The organism is Pedobacter sp. UC225_61 (assembly GCF_044452285.1).
Lineage (GTDB): Bacteria > Bacteroidota > Bacteroidia > Sphingobacteriales > Sphingobacteriaceae > Pedobacter.
In genome coordinates this window covers 2,727,150-2,746,537 of sequence record NZ_JBIOAL010000001.1, presented here as the reverse complement: position 1 = coordinate 2,746,537, position 19,388 = coordinate 2,727,150, and the positions used below count along the sequence as shown (strand labels likewise).

The window sequence follows — 19,388 nt, the reverse complement described above, 5'->3', positions numbered from 1 at the left end:
CATAATGGATAGAAATACATTTACAGGTCTGTTCCTGATCATGGTTATTTTAGGAGCAGCTGTTTTTTTCATGAAGCCTAGCGAGGCTGATATCAAAAAAGAAAGAGCTAAAATTACTGCAGACTCATTAGCAAAAGCTGGAGTAAAAACTACACCGGTTGTAGCACAACCAACAACACCAGCAAAACCAGATTCCGCAACTTTATCAGGTCCATTTGGCGGCAATATTGCTGGCACCGCACAAACTTCAGTTTTAGAAAACGATAATTTGAAATTAACCTTCACTAATTTAGGTGGTAAAATATTATCTGTTGAAGTTAAAAAAGAACATACCTACGGTGGTAAGCCATTAATTTTATTTAACGGCTCAGATAATAAATTTGGTTTAAATCTTAACATTGACGGTAAAATTGTAAATACCAACAATTTGTATTTTACTGCTACACAAACAGCAACCAACATTAGTATGCGTGCTAACTATAGTGCGGATAAATACATTGAGTTTGTATATGGCTTAAAACCGAATGGCAACAATGTTGATTTTAACATTAACCTAAATGGTTTAAACCAAGCTGTACAAGGAAATACGGTTACTTTAAATTGGGAAACCACTTTATTAGAACAAGAAAAATCTGCTAAAAAAGAGCAAGAACATTCAGCTCCTTTCTATAAATACACAGATAAAAATCCTGATCATTTAAATGTAGGGAAAGATGTTAAAGAAGAACTTAAAGAAGGGAAAATAGAATGGTTCTCATTTAAACAACAGTTTTTCTCAGCAGTGTTGATTCCGCAAGTTCCTTTTGAAAAAGGTGATCTAGAAGTTAAAATCAGCACAGAACCTGGAAAAATTAAATGGTATGGTGCTAATATGCAATTGCCATTTAAAAACTTAGCTGCAGAGAGTTATGCAATGAAGTTTTACTTCGGTAATAACAAATTTGACAACTTAAAAGCACAAGGTCAAAGTATAGAGAAACAAGTTGATATGGGTTATTGGCCTTTAAAATATATCAACCGTTTTATAGTATTACCAGTATTCCAGTTTTTAGAAAGCTTTGGTTGGGGTTACGGCTTGATTATTCTAGTATTAACTATTTTGCTAAAATTAGCGATGTCGCCATTAACCTATAAATCTTACATCTCAATGGCTAAAATGAGAATTTTGAAGCCAGAAATGGATGAAATTAAAGCCAAAGTTGGTGAAGATAATGCTACGCTTTTGCAACAAGAATATTTAAAACTCTATAAAAAAGTGGGGGTAAATCCATTAGGTGGATGTTTACCAATGTTATTGCAGTTGCCTTTTGTAATGGCGTTCTTCTTCTTCTTCCCTAATTTATTCGAATTAAGAGGTCAAACTTTCTTATGGATGCACGACTTATCTACTTATGATGATTTTATAAAATTTGGTTTTACTGTTCCATTTATTGGTGATCACTTAAGTTTAATGTGTGTGTTGATGACCATCTCGACATTGATTTACACCTACTTTAATAACCAAATTTCTGGTGCAACTGGACAGATGAAATACATTGGTTACATTATGCCAATCATTTTCTTAGGTGTGTTAAATAGCTATCCATCAGGCTTAAACTATTATTATTTCTTAGCTAACATGCTAACCTTCTTACAACAATACTTAATTAGAAGAATGGTTAACGATGATAAAATTCATGCTATTTTGCAAGAAAATAAAGCAAAACCACAAAGTGAAAAGAAAAAATCTAAATTCCAATCTCGTTTAGATGATTATATGCGTACACAAGCACAAGCTAAAACGCAAGAGAAAAAAGGAAAATAATTACAGTTGGTAGCTTTTAACTAAAACTACTAAAGTAAATAGCCGCAAATGCGCAGATTTTATCTGAACATTTGCGGTTTTTTTTGCTTAATATTTTCAATCAAGTTTGGAAACAAGTAATGAACAAATGAAAAAACACGATACTTTTGTAAAATTTGATATACACATAGTAGAATTATGCATAAAATTTGCAATTTTTAAAGTCAGATAAGATTTACTCTCATAACTATTTTATAATCATGCAAAAAAAATTAACCTTACTTTTTTTATTATTTGCTAGTGTAGTTTATGCACAAAAGAAGCCACTAGATCATTCTGTTTATGATAAATGGGAAGCTGTAGGCGCAAAACAGTTTTCGAATAATGGATTGTGGGCTGCATATGTTATCAATCAGCAAGAAGGAGATGCAAATTTATATTTCCAAAATAGTGCAACTGCACAAAAAATACAGGTTTCGAGAGGAACTCCACCTCAATTAGGTTTCGAAGTACGATCTAATTCTACTTTATTTAGTGCCGATTCTAAATTTGCAGCTTTTGCCATTAAACCTTGGTATAAAGACACTCGGTTGGCTAAAATCAAAAAGAAAAAACCAGACGAGATGACGAAAGATACTTTAGGCATTGCCAACTTAACTACGTTAGCCATCATTAAAATACCTAGAGTAAAATCTTTCAGGTTTCCAGAAAATGGAGCTGCTATATTAGCTTACAACTTGGAAAAAACTCCTGATACTAGTAAAAAAGTAAAGCCTGTAACTCCAACTACTGAGCAAAAAAACGATAGTGAAGAAGATTATTTTGCAGATGACGAACCTGCTGGTGCTACTGCAAAGGAAGGAACAGATTTAATTGTAAAAAATTTAACTACTGGTGTAGAAAGAACGTACAAGTTTGTGAGCGATTATGCATTTAGTAAAGATGGTAAGCAATTGGTTTTTGCTTGTACTGGATCTAAAAAGGATAAAACAGCTCCACAAGGCGTATTCTTATTAAATACAGAAAGTGGACTATTAAAAAGTCTAGTAAAAGGCAAAGGAAACTTTAAGAATTTTACGTTTGATGATGAAAGTGAACACTTGGCTTTTTTAGGAGAAACTAGTCCTGAGAAAACAGAAATTAAAGACTTTAATGTTTACTATAATTCGTTAACACTTGATACTGCTCAAATTTTAGTGGATAACGATATGCCAGGCATGCCTGCAAAATTTGCAGTGAGTGGTGATGGAAGAGTTACTTTTAGTAAAGATGGAAATAGATTATTTTTCGGTATTGCGCCAATTAAAAAGGCAAAAGATACAACATTAGTAGATTTCGAAAATGCCAAGTTGGATATTTGGGGGTATAAAGATGATTATTTGCAACCAATGCAATTAAAAAACGCAGATCGCGAAGCTAAAAGAAGCTACTTAACTACAATTGATATTTATGGCACTGACCCTAAAATTGTGCCTTTAACTGATGCAAAACTTCCTGATGCTAATTTGGTAAATGAAGGAAATGCTGCCTTTGTATTGGCATCAACAGATTATGGAAATCGTATTCCATCTCAGTGGACTGGTGGTTCGATACGTGATTATTATTTAGTGGATGTTAAAACTGGTGTTCGTAAAAAAATTATAGAAAGCTTAGATGGAAATGCTTCTGCATCGCCTGACGGCAATTACATTCTATATTATGATAAGAAAGTGAAACTTTGGAAAACCTACCAAGTGGCTACTGGAAAAACATACATTATTACGGCTAACATGACGGCGAAATTTTACGATGAAGAGAATGATGTACCTGATGATCCAAATAGTTATGGCGTTGCAGGATGGTTAGAAGAAGATAAAGCAGTTTTATTGTACGATCGCTATGATATTTGGCAATTTTCTCCTGATGGAACTTCAGCTAAGAATTTAACCAACGGTTTTGGTAGAACTAATAATATCACATTCCGTGTAGAAAGAATTAATCCTGATGCTAAATTTCTTACTAAAAAAGAAGTACTATGGTTAGATGCATTTAACAATACGACTAAAGAAAATGGTTTTTATCGCAAGGCATTGAATGATAACAAAGCGCCTGAATTAGTGATTATGGCTCCATTTAAATATTCTAATTTAGTGAAAGCGAAAGATGCAGATGCTATCCTTTTTGATAAAGGAAATTACACTATTTCGCCTGATGTTTATCTATCAAAAGATAATTTAAAAACAGCGTTGAAGTTAAGTAGCACAAATCCTCAGCAAGCTAATTACAATTGGGGCACTGCAGAATTGGTGAAATGGACTACACCAAAAGGATATAAATCTGAAGGTATTTTATACAAACCAGAAAACTTCGATCCAACTAAAAAGTACCCAATGCTAGTTTATTTTTATGAAAAACTTTCAGAAGGATTATATACTTATAATGCCCCTGCTCCTACGCCATCGCGTTTAAATATTCCGTTTTTTGTAAGTAATGGTTATTTGGTTTTTGCACCAGACATTAGTTATGAAACTGGTCACCCTGGTAAGTCTGCAGAAGAATTTATCAATTCAGGTGTAGAAAGTTTAAAGAAAAATGCATGGGTAGATGGAACTAAAATTGGTATTCAAGGTCAGAGTTGGGGCGGTTACCAAGTTGCACATTTAATTACCGCAACAGATATGTACGCTGCTGCTTGGGCTGGTGCACCAGTAGTAAACATGACATCTGCTTATGGTGGTATTCGCTGGGAAAGCGGTATGAACAGACAGTTTCAATATGAAAAAACGCAAAGTAGAATTGGTGCTACCTTATGGGAAAAACCTGAATTGTACATAGAAAATTCACCATTATTTAATTTACCTAAAGTAAAAACACCTGTTGTTATTATGAGTAATGATGCGGATGGAGCTGTGCCTTGGTACCAAGGTATTGAGATGTTTACAGGTTTAAAACGTTTAGGCAAACCGGTTTGGTTGTTAAATTACAACAACGAAGCGCACAATTTGGTGCAACGTCAGAACAGAAAAGATATTCAAATTAGAGAGCAACAGTTTTTTGATTACTATTTAAAAGGTGCTAAAGCTCCGGTATGGATGACAAGCGGAGTATCTGCTGTAGATAAAGGTAGAACTTGGGGTTTTGAGCTAACAGATGATAAACCCTAATTAGTTTTCGGTTAACAATGATAAAATCTGTATTTGATACTTACGAAACAGTTAAAGAAAAGCGGTTGAAAGACCGCTTTTTTAAGCATAACACAATAGTTGATTTAGTAAACCAATTACCAGCTGATTTTGAAATTAAGGAGCTTGGTCAATCGGTAAAAGGTAAAAGCATTAATCTTGTTAAATACGGAAACGGCTTTACTAAAATAATGCTATGGAGCCAAATGCATGGCGATGAAGCTACAGGTACAATGGCTTTATTTGATCTCTTTAATTTTTTGCAAAGCAATCATCCATTAGCACAACTGATATCAGAAAAATGTCAACTGTTCATTCTTCCAATGGTTAATCCTGATGGTGCGGAAGTTTTTACGAGAAGAAATTCACAGCAAATTGATATTAATCGTGATTTTTTAAAAGAAGTATCACCCGAGGCGAAAGTATTGAAACAATGCAGAGCAGCTATTAAGCCTGATTTCGGTTTTAATCTACACGATCAAGTTACGTTATGGAGTGTAACTGGAACTTTAAAACCTGCTACTTTATCTTTTTTAGCTCCGGCTTTTGATGAAGAGTTAAACATTAACGAAACTCGAAAAAATGCAATGTTGGTGATTGCAGATATGTTTAGCGATTTAGATCAACTTCTACCAAAACACATTGGTTTATTTGATGATGAATTTGAACCTCGTGCTTTTGGAGACAATTTTCAAAAAGCTGGCACTTCAACCATTTTAATTGAAGCTGGTGGATATACAAACGATTACGAGAAGCAAGAAATTAGAAAACATTATTTCATAGCTATCCTATCGGGATTATTTTCCATTGCTACAAAAAGTTATAGTCAGCAAGATTTGAAAAATTACTTTGTTATTCCTAAAAACAATAAGCAAATTTTTCATGTGTTAATTCACGGGATTGTATTGGATGGAATTGAAGTAAGTATAGGCATTAACTACGAGGAATGTCCAAGTAGTAATGGTTGTAGTACTTTTAAAACCTACAGCATTCAGGATATTGGAGATTTAAGTTTTTGCGATGCGTATCAAAATTATTCTTCACCTTCCCTATCCTTAAATGGAAATATCACATTGTATCAACCAGCTAATTTTGAATTACTTGATGGGGATAAAACTATATTATCTTTCGAAAATGGAAATCTCCTCTTTAAAAAAGATTAGGTTGGAGGTTATAAATTATTCTAAAAAATACTACATTCAACATCAAATTAAAAGCAAATGGCATTAAGTAGAATTTGGTCAGGTTTTATTATTGTAGCTATACTCGTAGCCTGTATTAAATGTTTCTTTTTCGGACAAACAGATATTTTCAGTTGGATGGTTATTGGCAAAGCCGATGATCCAACAAATTTAACTAAGGTAGATGGGGTTATACAAACTTGTTTAAACGCTGTAAATATTTGTATCGGCTTAATTGGGGTAATGGCTTTATTTATGGGCTTTATGAGTATTGCTGAAAAAGCTGGTGGTATTCGTTTATTATCTAGAATAATTGGTCCATTCTTTTCGAAAATATTCCCAGATGTACCTAAAGGGCACCCTGCAACTGGCCACATGGTCATGAACTTTTCTGCTAATTTGTTGGGCTTAGATAATGCAGCAACTCCTTTTGGCATTAAAGCGATGGAAAGTTTACAAGAACTTAATCCGCATAAGGATACTGCATCGAATGCACAAATTATGTTTTTGTGCTTACATGCTTCTGGATTGACTTTAATTCCAGTAAGTATTATTGCCATTCGAGCATCTTTAAAATCTGTAAATCCAACCGAAATATTTATCCCTTGTATGATTGCTACGTTTGTAGCTACTATTGCAGCGATGTTGATTGTTTCTTTTAAACAAAAGATAAATATTTTTCAGCCTATTATTTTAGGTTGGGTATTGGGTATTTCTGCCTTAATTGCTGTGATGGTGCTTTACCTAGTTAATTTAAGTACTGCAGGTTTACAATCCTTTTCTGGTTTACTGAGTAATGGTTTGTTATTGCTTATTTTCTTATCTATTGTTTTGGGTGGTTTATATAAAAAGATTGACATTTTTGATGCTTTTGTAGAGGGTGCAAAAGGCGGTTTTGATACTGCTATTCGCATTATACCCTATTTAGTTGGGATGTTAATTGCTATTAGTTTATTGCGCACCAGCGGAACTTTTGACCTGGTGATTGATGGGTTTAAGAGTGTATTTTCAGCTATGGGTGCAGATACTCGATTTATAGATGGTATTCCGACTGCACTCATTAAGCCTTTAAGTGGTAGCGGTGCTCGTGGAATGATGATTAGCACCATGGAAACGCATGGTGTAGATTCGTTTGCGGGTAAGTTATCGGCTATTTTACAGGGTTCTTCTGATACTACTTTTTATGTAATTGCAGTTTACTTTGGCGCTGTTAATGTGAAAAACAGTCGTTATTCCGTTTGGGCAATGTTATTGGCTGATTTTGTAGGTATTTGTACTGCTATCGGCTTGTGTTATTTGTTTTTCGGACATAGTTAAGGTGTTTAGTAGCTGCAGTTGATAGTTCAAGCGGTGCAGTTGACAGTTCAAGCAGTGCAGTGAGCAGTTCAAGCGGTGCAGTGAGCAGATCAAGCAGTGCAGTTGATAGTTCAAGCAGTGCAGTGAGCAGTTCAAGCAGTGCAGTTGACAGTTTACTCCATGCAGTTGCTAGTTTAAGCGGTGCAGTTGATAGTTCAAGCTGTGCAGTTGATAGTTTACTCCATGCAGTTGCTAGTTTAAGCGGTGCAGTTGATAGTTCAAAGATTTCTCCACTACGGTCGAAATGACGGTAAAAAAAGTCCCGCTCTATATGAACGGGACTTTTTATGTTTCAGATGATGGAATATCAACTTAACTTATCATTCAATAAACTTAGGATGATATTCTGTTTTAATTAACTAATTATGGTTTATCCCACCATACTCTAGCATTTAAATCATCGGCTCCACCATAAGGAAATGCACTTACTGCTGCATTATAATTTGCTGCATTAATAGAACGCTCTTGAGTTCCATAGGCTTCACGTCGTGGAATTTGAGCACCATTATTTGAAGGAGCTGGAGCTAAGAAAGTTGGGAAACCTGTTCTTCTCCATTCTGCCCAACCTTCGTAACCATGTAAAAACAAGTGTATCCAACGTTGGTTACCAATTTTCATTAAGGCATTTACCGGATCGTAGGCAACATCTGTTTGTGCTAAATATGTACTTACTGAAGTTGTTGAACCTGTCCATTGTCTAATCGATTCTGTAACGGCATTATCGTAGTTCTGTTTAGCGGTTACATCTGTACCGCCAATCCAACCTCTTTTAGCAGCTTCGGCCATGGCAAATAATGATTGTGCATAGGTAACTAAGGCTACTGGTGAGTTTTGCAGACGTAAGTTACTCCCTAACAAGCTGTAATTAGCAATGGTTACGGTAGTTGAACCTGGCAAACCATACTCTAACCCTACATAAGTTGTAATGGCTGTATTAGTTGGTTTATTTGCATAAACAGATAAACGTGGGTCGTTTAACGGTTGCATGTAATCTACCACGGGTTTACTTACGGCAAACCAGTTTCTACCTAAACGTGTAAATTGGTTGTACCAATAGTTTTCGTTGTTTTGATCTGCTAAATGCGGATAAGAAAGGTTATCGGTATTTGCAATCATCATTCCGTTAGTTACAGCTTTGTTAAATTCTGCAGCACCTTTTACAGCATCTACTTTACTTAATCTTAGTGCCATTAACGCATGAATGGTATTACCTAATCTTTTCCATTTTGCAACATCGCCACCATATACAATATCATTTTTAATGTTTCCTGTTACAATAGCTGCATTTGCTTCATCCAATAATGTAAACAACCTGTTGTATATGGCTTGTTGTTTATCGTACTTTGGTGTAAAGATTGCAGCTCCTTTTAGTGCTTCGTCGTAAGGAATATCGCCCCACCTATCTGTCATGTGCCAAAAGAAGTATGCTTTTAATATTTTAGCTACTGCTATTTGGTTAACTACAGGACCTTCTATTGCATCTAAACCTGTGTTGTTAATAACATTTTCAAGGTTCATTAACGGACCTGTATATAGACCAGAAAAGTTAAAATTTACAGTTACATATCTACTATTATCTGTAAATGAAGTATTAGATAAGTATTGTGGATAATGTACACCATAAGGTGATGAACTTAACCCTGGCAAATACAATTCGGCATTTGCAATTAATTGCGTACCAGATGCTTTTGTTGGGTTATTTGGATCTGTGTTTATAGATTCATCGAATTTCTTACAACTGCCTAGCATTACTATGGCTAGCAAGCAGATGTAAATTGATTTATATGTATTTTTCATATGCTTAAAATTAAAATGTAAGGCTTAAGTTAACACCATAAGAACGTACGGTTTGTAATTCACCTTTTTCTATCCAGCTAATTGATGTGCTGCCTGATGATAGTTCTGATGGATCTACTCCTTTTGGTGCTTTTTGCCAAATCATAACTGGATTACGTGCGATAACTGCAAGTTTTGCCGATTTAAATGGAGTTTTGGCTAATAGTTTTGGTTCAAAATTGTAGCCTACACTTACTTCACGTAATTTAATGTAAGATGCGCTGTAAATCCATTCATCGTAAATACGTGTTCCTAAATTTGTTCTGTAGTAGGTTCTAGCATCCACATAGGCTGTAACTTCTTGACCTGTTGCTTGTGATATACCATTTACTTTTACACCACCACCTGCTGCAATTGCATCGCGAACGTTGAAACCTTTATCGTTTATAGCAGCAGTTTCTGCAGCCTGACCAGATTTAGCGGCTAACATTTTAGACCAGCTCATAAATTGTCCACCTTTTTGGAAATCGATATTTGCTGCTAAATCAAACTTCCAAACTTTGAAAGTGTTGCTAAGACCACCCGTAAAATCTGGCAGAACGGTTCCAAAATCTTTAAGCGTATCAAATAAAGGCATGTTATCTGTACCTAATAAAACTTTTCCAGTTCCTGGATCTATTTTATACCCTGGGCCCATTAAATTACCAAATGATTGACCTTGAGTTGAGTTTAAGTACACCGTTTGACTTGAATAGGTGTTTAAATCGTTTTGTAATACGGTGATACCTGGATATAATTCTTCGATTTTATTCTTGTTACGAGCAAAGTTTAAACTCATGTCCCAGGTAAATAACTTCGATTGTATTGGTCGACCTGTTAATGCGATTTCTATTCCTTTGTTACGGATTGAACCTGCATTAACTACAGTTTGATCGTATCCACTTGCTCCAGAAACTGAAAGACTGATGATTTGGTCTTTATTTTGTTGGTTGTAGTAGGTAAATTCTGCTCCTAAACGATTGTTAAAGAATTTTAAATCCATACCTACTTCAAATGAGTTTGCAAATGAAGGTTTAATGTTAGGATTATTTAACTTATCTGGCACTAATAACGTGTTAATAGCTGGTGTTGCACCGTAGTTTGCTCCAGAGCCGTAAGTAAACGCTGTTTGATAAGGGCTCAAATCTGAGCCTGCAATTGCATAACTAGCTCTTAATTTACCAAACGATAGCGCTTTCCAATCTGTTAATTCGCTAAATACTAAACTTCCAGAAACTGATGGGTACCAATATGAATTATTATTATCTGGCAAAGCCGAAGAAATATCATTACGAATTGATGCATCTAAAAAGTATGTGTCTTTATATCCAAATGAACCCATGGCGTACACACTTCTTACTTGTTTAGTTCTCAAAAACGAGGTACTTGTTGGGCGATCTATTGATGCTGCTGCAGAATACCATCCTGGACTTGATAGACCTCCAACTGTTGCTTGATATTGACTTGAATATCTATTGGTAAATAAGTTAGCTCCTAAATTCAAATTAACAGAGATATCATTAAAAGTTTTGGTATACTGACCTAAAAACTCATAGTTATTTTCTTCGTTCTGGTATTTACCAATTTGATAACTATCTACTAAACGACCACCCAGTGGTTCTTTGTGGGTAATGTTTTGAGTAAACATATCTGAACGTACAAAACCACTCAATTTTAATTCTGGTAATACTTGATAGCTTGCATTTACATCGCCAAATAAACGATCACGACTATCATTATTTAATACCTCATACGCATCAAAAAATGGATTATTCCAATCACTAGGTTTGTTGTTAGTGACAATACCTGTGGATGTGTTTGGATTCACATTCCAATTTAAAATAGTTCCATCTGCATATTTGTAATTACGCAATTCGTTAATGTCTATATTACGTTGAAACCATTGTGTTGCTCCTGTAAATGAACCTTGGTACCCTTGGGTTGGGCGTTGACCATTGTTATTTGCATAATTTACATTTGCACCTACGGTTAATTTATCGGTAACTTTTAAGGATGAACTTAAGCTTAGGTTATTACGTTTTAACCACGTATTAGGAATTACACCATTGATATACGCATTGTTATAGCTAATTCTGTAATCCATGTTTTCGCTACCGCCAGAAATAGAAATCCCGTTATTTATGTTATGTCCAGTTTCGTAAAAATCTTTCACATTATTAGGATGTGGAACAAAAGGAGTTAATTGTCCAAAGCGAGGATCTTGAGGGTAAAAACTGTAAAATTGTCTTACAGGAGTTCCGTCCATAGCAGGTCCCCAGCTTTCATCATTTCCATTTACATATTTCTGACCACCGGTAAGCGTTTGAAAAGTTTGATTATTACCCACACCATAGATATTTTGCAATTCCAAAAAGTTAGCTGTTTTTTCTATGGAGAAAGCAGAATTAACACTAATGTTTACTTTTTTTGCACCTTTCGATCCTTTTTTAGTAGTAATCATAATTACACCGTATTGGCCTCTAATACCATACAATGCTGATGCTGCTGGTCCTTTTAAAACGCTAACGTTGTCAATATCCTCTGGATTAATATCTTGAGCAACGTTACCATAATCTACACCGTTTTCTGAACCACCAAAATTAGCGTTAGAAATTGGTGTACCATCTACTACCATTAAAGGTTGTCCACCGCCGGTGATAGAGTTAACACTTCTTAATTTAATTTTTTGCGTACCCCCTAAGCTTGCGCCAGATGAACCTGTAACCTGAACACCAGCAACTTTACCTGCCAAAGAACCGATTACGTTTTGCTCTTTTGTAAGTGTTAAGTTATCGCCATTTACTTGTTGCGTTGCATAACCAATAGATTTTTCGCTACGCTTGATGCCTAATGCAGTCACGACTACGCCTTCTAAAGTTTGCGTACTTGAAGCTAAAGAAACATTAATGTCGGTTCTGTTACCAATAGTAATTTCTTGCGTTTGGAAACCTAAATAGGTAAACACTAATACTGTACCGTTTGCTGGTACATTAATGGTGTAAGTACCATTAGGCTGGGTGGTTGCTCCAGCGGTTGTGCCTTTTACAAGCACACTTACACCCGGAATTCCGCTGCCATCTGTTGCATCGGTTACTTTGCCGCTAATTGTTTTTTGGGCATAAGTAACCAAAGAAAACAGCAAGAACCCGAATAGAATTAAGATAAATTTTCTGTTCATAGTTGTATAGGTTAAATTAATATTAATTGAAAATTAAGAAATTTAACTTATTAAACGCCAATAAAACAGGATATAAATAATAAATCTAAATAGTTTGGGCTGCTACTAATTTATAGTACAAAAGCAAGAAAAGTATAGCTAAAATCAAAAATGCGGGTATTTGCAAAGTTTTCAGCTAAAAAAATAAACTATTACGCCAAAACATGCAAGAGCATGCAAAATGTTCTCAATTATATAAAGAAGGTGGTTAATTGTATTAAGAGAGTATAATGTACTTACGCTAAGGCTTCTTCTTGAACCCCTAACCTATTTATAATTTGATCTAAAACACTTGGATCTAAATTTGTGAATTTAGAGGAATACCATTTAGCTGTTTTATCATCAAGCCAGATGCAAAATGAGTGACAATCTTCTAGTATTACGGCATAGGTAAGGTGAAAATCATCTTGAATTTTCATACAGAACCCTTTAAAGGTTTTACCTTTAACATCAAATTGGAGGTTTAAATAATCATTCCACATGGCAGTTTTGGTTTTAGGGTTATGATATAACAAAGCTCACTTTAAAATGTTTAGTAAAAGTTAAATTAATAACAAGAAATGTTTTATAGCATAATATCTTATTGTTAATGGTGAAGATGTATAGCATCTAAATTATTGGTTAATGAACTATTGGCCTACTCCTACCCTATATTTAGCATATTTGAATAACCTTTCGCAATCAAACGTTTTTTTGATGGTAAAAACACTTCGCATTGTAGATTAATAATTGTTTTTCCTTGTTTTACTACTGTTGTTTTAGCGGTAATTTCATCACCTTCATTAGCAGGAGCAAAATAATCTATTGAATTATTTACAGTGGTAAATCGAGCATTTAAGCCTAAAATATATACAGTTGCACCAATTAAATCGTCAATAATACCCGCTGTAATACCACCATGTAATATGCCATATGGATTGGTCATTTCTTTTCTAACGATATAACTACAATGCAATGTTCCTTTCTCTGCACTAATTAAGGTGGGTTTTAACCAATTCATAAAATGTGAAGGTGATGTGGTAATTTCTTTTCCTGTAAAGGATTGAAAGTTTATTAATCGTTGTTGTAGTTCGTTTTGTTCTTCCATTTTATGTTATGTTTACGCTAAATTTAATGATTATATTATACATATGAGTAGTTTGCAGATTACGGCTATTATTGAGTTAGATAGATCCAACTATAGATCCAAAATTTATTCTGGCGGTCATTTTATTTATGCTGATGAACCAGCAAATTTAGGTGGTACTGATGAAGGAATGTCTCCGGGTGCTTTACTTTTAGCAAGTTTGGGTAGTTGTACAGCAATTACCATTCGAATGTATGCTGATCGGAAAGAAATTGCCTTAGATACTATTAAAATTGAGTTGGCCATTTGCAAAGAGGATCAAATTACAAAAGAGACCACCATTACTCGCAAAATAGAATTTACTGGAGATTTAACAAGCGAACAACATGAACGTTTGCTACAAATAGCAGATAAATGTCCTATCCATAAGTTATTGAGTAATCCCATTACTATTTTAACGAATTAGTTGGTTCACTATTTTTCTAACGCTTTATGATTAGCAAGAGTGAGCACTTTGTTATTCCCGTTTTCAAGGGAATGACGAACACTTTTATATACTCTTTACTATTTCTGCAAAAAGCTTATAGGAGTGTAATCTAGCTTGGTGATCATAAATATGAGATGTTACCATAATTTCATCGATTTGAGTTTGTGCTCTAAACGATTCCATTTGTGCAGTTAGTTTTTCTGGTCCGCCAATAAAAGCAACTGCCAACATCTGATTTACAGCTTCTTCCTCCATATCATTCCAAACGTCATCCATGTTATCAATTGGCGGTTGTAATAATCTACGCTTTCCAGTTACAATTCCCATAAATAATTGTTTTAGGGATGTTGCTAATCGCTCTGCCTCAGCATCAGTATCTGCTGCAACTACATTTACACAAGACATTACATACGGTTCTTGCAGCGTAGCTGACGGACGGAAGTTTTGTCGGTATATTTTAATTGCTTCTAAAAAATAAGTTGGTGCGAAGTGACTTGCAAAAGCGTAAGGTAAGCCATAGGATGCCGCTAAATGTGCACTCTCTGTACTTGAACCTAAAATCCAAATTGGCACTTCGGCTCCTTCACCTGGTATAGCTCTTACTTTACTAAGACTATTATCACTGGACAAATACTTTTGTAGTTTTAATACATCTTGAGGGAAACTATGCGGTGCAGAAAAACGTTCTCCTCTAATTTCCATTGCGGTTAATTGATCTGTACCTGGAGCCCTACCTAGACCTAAATCTATTCTATTAGGGTATAATGTAGCCAACGTACCAAATTGTTCTGCTACAATTAAAGGCGAATGATTGGGTAACATAATGCCACCAGAACCAACTCTAATGGTTTTGGTATGTCCTGCAATGTGGCCAATTAGTACTGATGTTGCTGAACTTGCAACACTAACCATATTATGATGTTCTGCAAACCAATACCGTGTATAACCCAACTTCTCTGCATGCTGAGCAAGTGCTACACTATTTTCAAAAGTGTCGGCTGGTGTTTTACCTTGTATAACTGTTGCTAAATCTAAAACTGAAAATGGAATGCTCATGTACAAATATAGAGAGGTGTTTCCCGAATTTTTGAGAAAAGAAAAGAGTTGACAAGAATGTGATGTTACTACGTGTTGTTAATTTCGCAGCAATCCAATACTAACTATTCTTATCTTTAGGTAAATCATTGTCCACATGTTCAACTGTTGGAACTGATTTTGTTTCTTCGGTATATTTTCCATCAATAATCAGATTTCCATTTTCATCTTCATCTATTTCTTCATTCGTTTTTCTAGAAACTGGATTTATTGGTTGGGCAGGTACTTTACTTTGATTTTTCATAACAATTGATTTCCTATAAAAGCCTACCATGGTAAAAAAGGTTTTAAAAAATTAGCAATATCCAAACATAATAGCTCTATTTTAGGTTTTATTGGAAAGATATTTTAACCTATGGAAATAATTTTCATTTTGGCTATACCTGTTGCTTGTATTGCATGGACTGTTACTAAAGAAGAGGTTTTTAGAGAAATAAGAGAATTTTGTGTAGATAAATCAACTAATTGCAAAAAGCTATATCAACGCAAATTCTTTTACTTGTTTACTTGTGAATATTGCTTTAGTCATTATGTTACTATTTTGATGTTATTAATGACCAATTTCACGCTAATTTATCCTGATTGGCGTGGGTATATTATCGCTGGTTTTTCTATTGTTTGGATAGCTAATGTATATATGAGTTTATACAATTTGATTCGAATAGATTTAAAGAAACAAAAAATAATCACTCAAAAAGAGGAGAAAGAATTGCCTTCTTAATTATCGTAATATTAGAATGCTGCTTGTTTGTATAAGCCTATTTCTGCAAGAGCTGGATTTAATCTCGATGATAGAATTCTTAACCTAACTTCAGAAGCGGTTACTTCTGGGAAGCGCAATAATCGTTTAAAACCAATTGTAGTTCCTTCTGTAATTAGTTTCCATTCCTTACCAACTTTATATTCCAGTACAAATTTTTCTACTCTTTGTCCAATTTTCAAGTTTTCTTGCAACAACAACACATCAAATTTTTGAGCATTATTCATTTTAAATGAAACTGTGAGTGTGTTATCTTTTGCTTTGGTGGACCAATAGGTATTTGAATTATTATCCAATACGTTATTTTTATTGCCTTTTTCTTTCAATCCTACAGCTAATAAATTTGTGTTAAACGTTTTATTTAAATGTTCTTTAAATCCGTCTAATGCTTTTATATCGCTGTCACTAATTAGCCCATCTGTTGTTGGTGGAATGTTAAGCAACAGCACGCCATTTCTACCCACCGAACTGAAATAGATATCTGTTAATTTCTCTGGTGTTTTTACTTTATCATCTTCAGTTGAATGATAAAACCACCCAGGTCTGATAGAAACGTCAATTTCTGCTGGATACCATACCAAGCTCTTTGCTTTTACTATTTTCTCTCTGCTTCCTAAATCTTTAGACATCAAATCTCGAGGGGCAAATTCTACTTTTTTTTGTGAGCTTTCTGCAATTTTTTCTACACTTAATTCATTCGCAGGCACAATACTCCATTCGGTTTCTCGTCCATAACCAGTTTCTGTTCCTACCCAACGTACATCAGGTCCAGAGACTGCAATGGTTGCTTTTGGTTGCAGTTTACGGATAAGTTCATACCAGCGATTGTATTCATATACCTGCTTTTCACCAGATGGTCCTTCTCCATTCGCACCATCAAACCACACCTCATCCACTCGCCCATAATTAGTTAATAGCTCTGTTAATTGATTGATAAAATAGTCATTGTATTTTAAGCTTCCAAAATATTTAGAATTGCGATCCCAAGGTGAAAGATAAATTCCAAAACCTATTCCATATTCCTTACAAGCTTCAGCAACTTCTTTTACCACATCTCCTTTTCCATCCTTCCAAGGACTGCTTTTCACAGAATGTTCGGTGTATTTGCTAGGCCACAAACAGAAACCATCGTGGTGTTTTGCCGTAAGAATGATCTGTTTAAATCCAGCTTCTTTACAAACTTTTACCCATTGCTTTGCATCTAGTTTCTTTGGATTAAATAACGAGGGATTTTCAGTTCCATCTCCCCATTCTTTATTGGTAAACGTATTCATACCAAAATGAATAAAAGCAGTTAATTCTAATTCTTGCCAACGTAGTTGTCTTGCCGATGGCGTAACACGAGCCGCTTTGTTTACAATTGTTATAGAATCATCTGTTGGATTTATAGTTACATAATTATTTTTATTAAAGATTTGAGCTTGACTTTTTAAGGAGAAACAAATTCCTAGTGCAATTCCAATACTAAATACTAATTTTCTTATATACTTATGATCCATAGTGATAAAGCTTATCGTAATTTTAATTTGTTGGTGTTTCAATAAAAGTAAACATCCATTTTTCTGGATTCTGCCAATTTTTTGCTTTAAAGCTACCTATTGGAGCTTTAATTCTAATCATATTCCAACCTTTTTTTAATTGCAAAGCCATTGGTTTTCTGTACTCGTAACCTTCATCAATTAATGGAATTTCAGAATCGCCTTTTTGTCCTGCGTTTTTCCAATTTGGAGGAGATATAAGTTTTCCATTAAGCCAAATTTCACTTTTGTGATTGTCCCAAGTTCCATCTTGTGGACTATCTGTAGCTGGCGATCTGGAAAGATTATTAAATCCTATCCAAAAATCTTTAATGGCATCTCTATCTGACCAAATTTTAGTAAAAGCGTACCACGTTGTATTTTCGGTAGGTTCTGGCAAAACTGCTTTTATTTTTGGTGCCCACCAATGCCTTAAAATAATTGTTCCACCTATAGCTATTAACGTTTGTTTTTCTTTATCTAAATTGAAATCTGGTAATTCTGGACTGAATTGTTTTGTTAAGTCCCCACCATTTTTAAATGGCCCGTATAATTGCCAAGTTAACTTACTTTGTTGCTGATAAGGGAAAGGTAGATTTTTAAAATATTGTTTCTTATGAATGAGCAAACGATTTTCAAAATCCTTAAAAAGATTAAACGCTTTATCTCCATTTAAATTCAGATTAGAAACCCAACCTTCATAACCACCACCCAACCATACTCTTTCTGCAAAAGCAAGCATAGCTGGATAAATAGCATTCATTTTTATTGCATCCTCTTCGTTAGCTATTTTTCTGTCTGGCCAAAGGCAAAGTGTAGCGCCTAAAGCTCGAGTATTGCCTCTATCTACACCACATAATTGCCTATTAAAAATAGTCACGACACTTTCTAGCGGATCCATATGATTTAAATAAAGGTGTCTAGAATCGATATACTGAATATCATTGTTACCAGCAGTCACAGCTGCATCATCCATCCACAATTGTCTAATCGTATTTTTATTAAAATTACCGCCTGGCTCCCAACCAATTGTTTTTTTACCAAACGACTCTACAAATGCACTGATCTCAGGCACGAAGTTCTTATTGGTAATTTTTACTTCATCTGCACCAATGTGGAAGTAAGGTAAATTATACGTTGTAAAAAATTCTTTAAGGATATTTTTAAGCATGTGCACACCTGAATCGCTCTGCATATCTACCCCCATTGCTCTTTTAAACGCAGCACTATGCCCAGGCATATCGATCTCAGGCACCAATGTGATATGTCTATCTTTACAATAGTTGATTAGCTCTTTAAACTCCTTTTCTGTATAAAATTTACCTTTATTCCTAATCATATTAGCCGAATCTGTAAGCTGTGGATATTGCTTACTCGCCAAACGCCAAGCAATATCTTCCGTAAAATGAAAATGAAAGATATTTAATTTATATGCTGCCATAGCATCAATTTGTTGTTTTAGCAAAGCGATAGATTGGAAGTTTCGACCAACATCTACCATGTAACCACGCCAAGCAAAAGCTGGTGAATCTTTAATTTCGACAGTCGGAATAGAAGATTTATTGACACTTAATTGCTTTAACGTTTGAATGCCATAAAAAACACCAGCTTGATGTCCTGCATTAATTGCGATTCGATTTGCCTTTATGCTTAACTGGTATGCTTCCTTTTTTGGGGTAGATTTAAGTAAGGATAAACTAATGTAGGGTGCTATTCTTTTAACATTCCCATTCTTAATTGTAGTCGAAATCCCCATTCCTTGTAAAACTTCTTTTAGAACGAGTGCTTCTTTTCTTACTAATTCAGATGAGATATAAATGGTTTTTACATGAGCAATTGGAAATGCTCCCTCTTTTAAATATATTGAAGTAGGTTGGGGAATTAATGCAATTTGTGCGCTTAAGTTGCTGGTAACGACAGCTAAAATTAAGAAAATAAATCTGCGCATAT

15 protein-coding genes are annotated in these 19,388 nt (G+C 34.7%); 7 read left to right on the top strand and 8 right to left on the bottom strand.

Features of this window, described 5'->3' with window-relative positions; all coding sequences use genetic code 11:
• Nucleotides 1-4 precede the first annotated feature (4 nt).
• From yidC to ACHMWN_RS12520, 5 genes are all read left to right on the top strand, one after another.
• A complete protein-coding gene (gene yidC, locus ACHMWN_RS12540; protein ID WP_397301552.1) occupies nucleotides 5-1,804 on the top strand; it encodes a membrane protein insertase YidC in 1,800 nt (599 codons plus the stop codon).
• Nucleotides 1,805-2,043: 239 nt separating this feature from the next.
• Nucleotides 2,044-4,926, top strand: coding sequence for a prolyl oligopeptidase family serine peptidase (locus tag ACHMWN_RS12535; RefSeq protein ID WP_397301551.1), 2,883 nt, complete (start codon nucleotides 2,044-2,046; stop codon nucleotides 4,924-4,926).
• A gap of 17 nt (nucleotides 4,927-4,943) precedes the next feature.
• A complete protein-coding gene (locus tag ACHMWN_RS12530; RefSeq protein WP_397301549.1) occupies nucleotides 4,944-6,107 on the top strand; it encodes a M14 family zinc carboxypeptidase in 1,164 nt (387 codons plus the stop codon).
• A gap of 57 nt (nucleotides 6,108-6,164) precedes the next feature.
• Nucleotides 6,165-7,442: a nucleoside recognition domain-containing protein gene (locus ACHMWN_RS12525; protein WP_397301546.1), complete on the top strand. Its 1,278-nt coding sequence runs from the start codon at nucleotides 6,165-6,167 to the stop codon at nucleotides 7,440-7,442.
• A 59-nt stretch (nucleotides 7,443-7,501) separates the two neighbouring features.
• Nucleotides 7,502-7,729 (top strand): hypothetical protein, encoded by a 228-nt coding sequence (locus ACHMWN_RS12520; RefSeq protein WP_397301545.1) that lies wholly within the window; start codon nucleotides 7,502-7,504, stop codon nucleotides 7,727-7,729.
• 115 nt (nucleotides 7,730-7,844) lie between these two features.
• Here ACHMWN_RS12520 and ACHMWN_RS12515 read toward each other — a convergent pair whose 3' ends face one another.
• The 4 genes from ACHMWN_RS12515 to ACHMWN_RS12500 form a co-directional block, all read right to left on the bottom strand.
• Nucleotides 7,845-9,278, bottom strand: coding sequence for a SusD/RagB family nutrient-binding outer membrane lipoprotein (locus ACHMWN_RS12515; protein WP_397301542.1), 1,434 nt, complete (start codon nucleotides 9,276-9,278; stop codon nucleotides 7,845-7,847).
• Between the two features lie 10 nt (nucleotides 9,279-9,288).
• Nucleotides 9,289-12,474, bottom strand: a complete 3,186-nt coding sequence (locus tag ACHMWN_RS12510; RefSeq protein ID WP_397301541.1) for a SusC/RagA family TonB-linked outer membrane protein — start codon at nucleotides 12,472-12,474, stop codon at nucleotides 9,289-9,291.
• Between the two features lie 275 nt (nucleotides 12,475-12,749).
• Nucleotides 12,750-12,932, bottom strand: coding sequence for a hypothetical protein (locus ACHMWN_RS12505; RefSeq protein ID WP_397301538.1), 183 nt, complete (start codon nucleotides 12,930-12,932; stop codon nucleotides 12,750-12,752).
• Between the two features lie 224 nt (nucleotides 12,933-13,156).
• The gene (locus tag ACHMWN_RS12500) at nucleotides 13,157-13,600 is read right to left on the bottom strand and encodes a PaaI family thioesterase (protein ID WP_397301536.1); all 444 of its coding nucleotides are present in this window, start codon (nucleotides 13,598-13,600) and stop codon (nucleotides 13,157-13,159) included.
• 43 nt (nucleotides 13,601-13,643) lie between these two features.
• Between ACHMWN_RS12500 and ACHMWN_RS12495 the strand changes: the two genes are divergently transcribed.
• A complete protein-coding gene (locus tag ACHMWN_RS12495; protein WP_397301533.1) occupies nucleotides 13,644-14,045 on the top strand; it encodes an OsmC family protein in 402 nt (133 codons plus the stop codon).
• A gap of 84 nt (nucleotides 14,046-14,129) precedes the next feature.
• Here the strand turns inward: ACHMWN_RS12495 and ACHMWN_RS12490 are convergent, their stop codons facing one another.
• Nucleotides 14,130-15,122 carry an LLM class flavin-dependent oxidoreductase gene (locus ACHMWN_RS12490; RefSeq protein WP_397301530.1) on the bottom strand — a complete coding sequence of 331 codons (993 nt, stop codon included), beginning with the start codon at nucleotides 15,120-15,122 and terminating at the stop codon, nucleotides 14,130-14,132.
• Nucleotides 15,123-15,222: 100 nt separating this feature from the next.
• Nucleotides 15,223-15,405, bottom strand: coding sequence for a hypothetical protein (locus ACHMWN_RS12485; RefSeq protein WP_397301527.1), 183 nt, complete (start codon nucleotides 15,403-15,405; stop codon nucleotides 15,223-15,225).
• Between the two features lie 111 nt (nucleotides 15,406-15,516).
• Between ACHMWN_RS12485 and ACHMWN_RS12480 the strand changes: the two genes are divergently transcribed.
• Nucleotides 15,517-15,882 carry a hypothetical protein gene (locus tag ACHMWN_RS12480; RefSeq protein ID WP_397301524.1) on the top strand — a complete coding sequence of 122 codons (366 nt, stop codon included), beginning with the start codon at nucleotides 15,517-15,519 and terminating at the stop codon, nucleotides 15,880-15,882.
• Nucleotides 15,883-15,893: 11 nt separating this feature from the next.
• Here the strand turns inward: ACHMWN_RS12480 and ACHMWN_RS12475 are convergent, their stop codons facing one another.
• Nucleotides 15,894-17,420 carry an alpha-L-fucosidase gene (locus ACHMWN_RS12475; protein ID WP_397301523.1) on the bottom strand — a complete coding sequence of 509 codons (1,527 nt, stop codon included), beginning with the start codon at nucleotides 17,418-17,420 and terminating at the stop codon, nucleotides 15,894-15,896.
• A gap of 22 nt (nucleotides 17,421-17,442) precedes the next feature.
• Nucleotides 17,443-19,386, bottom strand: a complete 1,944-nt coding sequence (locus tag ACHMWN_RS12470; protein WP_397301520.1) for a family 20 glycosylhydrolase — start codon at nucleotides 19,384-19,386, stop codon at nucleotides 17,443-17,445.
• Nucleotides 19,387-19,388 lie beyond the last annotated feature (2 nt).

Coding starts and splice junctions, on each gene's coding strand:
- yidC (WP_397301552.1), top strand. CDS start 5: ATGGATAGAAATACATTTACAGGTCTGTTCCTGATCATGGTTATTTTA.
- ACHMWN_RS12535 (WP_397301551.1), top strand. CDS start 2,044: ATGCAAAAAAAATTAACCTTACTTTTTTTATTATTTGCTAGTGTAGTT.
- ACHMWN_RS12530 (WP_397301549.1), top strand. CDS start 4,944: ATGATAAAATCTGTATTTGATACTTACGAAACAGTTAAAGAAAAGCGG.
- ACHMWN_RS12525 (WP_397301546.1), top strand. CDS start 6,165: ATGGCATTAAGTAGAATTTGGTCAGGTTTTATTATTGTAGCTATACTC.
- ACHMWN_RS12515 (WP_397301542.1), bottom strand. CDS start 9,278: ATGAAAAATACATATAAATCAATTTACATCTGCTTGCTAGCCATAGTA.
- ACHMWN_RS12510 (WP_397301541.1), bottom strand. CDS start 12,474: ATGAACAGAAAATTTATCTTAATTCTATTCGGGTTCTTGCTGTTTTCT.
- ACHMWN_RS12505 (WP_397301538.1), bottom strand. CDS start 12,932: ATGAAAATTCAAGATGATTTTCACCTTACCTATGCCGTAATACTAGAA.
- ACHMWN_RS12500 (WP_397301536.1), bottom strand. CDS start 13,600: ATGGAAGAACAAAACGAACTACAACAACGATTAATAAACTTTCAATCC.
- ACHMWN_RS12495 (WP_397301533.1), top strand. CDS start 13,644: ATGAGTAGTTTGCAGATTACGGCTATTATTGAGTTAGATAGATCCAAC.
- ACHMWN_RS12490 (WP_397301530.1), bottom strand. CDS start 15,122: ATGAGCATTCCATTTTCAGTTTTAGATTTAGCAACAGTTATACAAGGT.
- ACHMWN_RS12485 (WP_397301527.1), bottom strand. CDS start 15,405: ATGAAAAATCAAAGTAAAGTACCTGCCCAACCAATAAATCCAGTTTCT.
- ACHMWN_RS12480 (WP_397301524.1), top strand. CDS start 15,517: ATGGAAATAATTTTCATTTTGGCTATACCTGTTGCTTGTATTGCATGG.
- ACHMWN_RS12475 (WP_397301523.1), bottom strand. CDS start 17,420: ATGGATCATAAGTATATAAGAAAATTAGTATTTAGTATTGGAATTGCA.
- ACHMWN_RS12470 (WP_397301520.1), bottom strand. CDS start 19,386: ATGCGCAGATTTATTTTCTTAATTTTAGCTGTCGTTACCAGCAACTTA.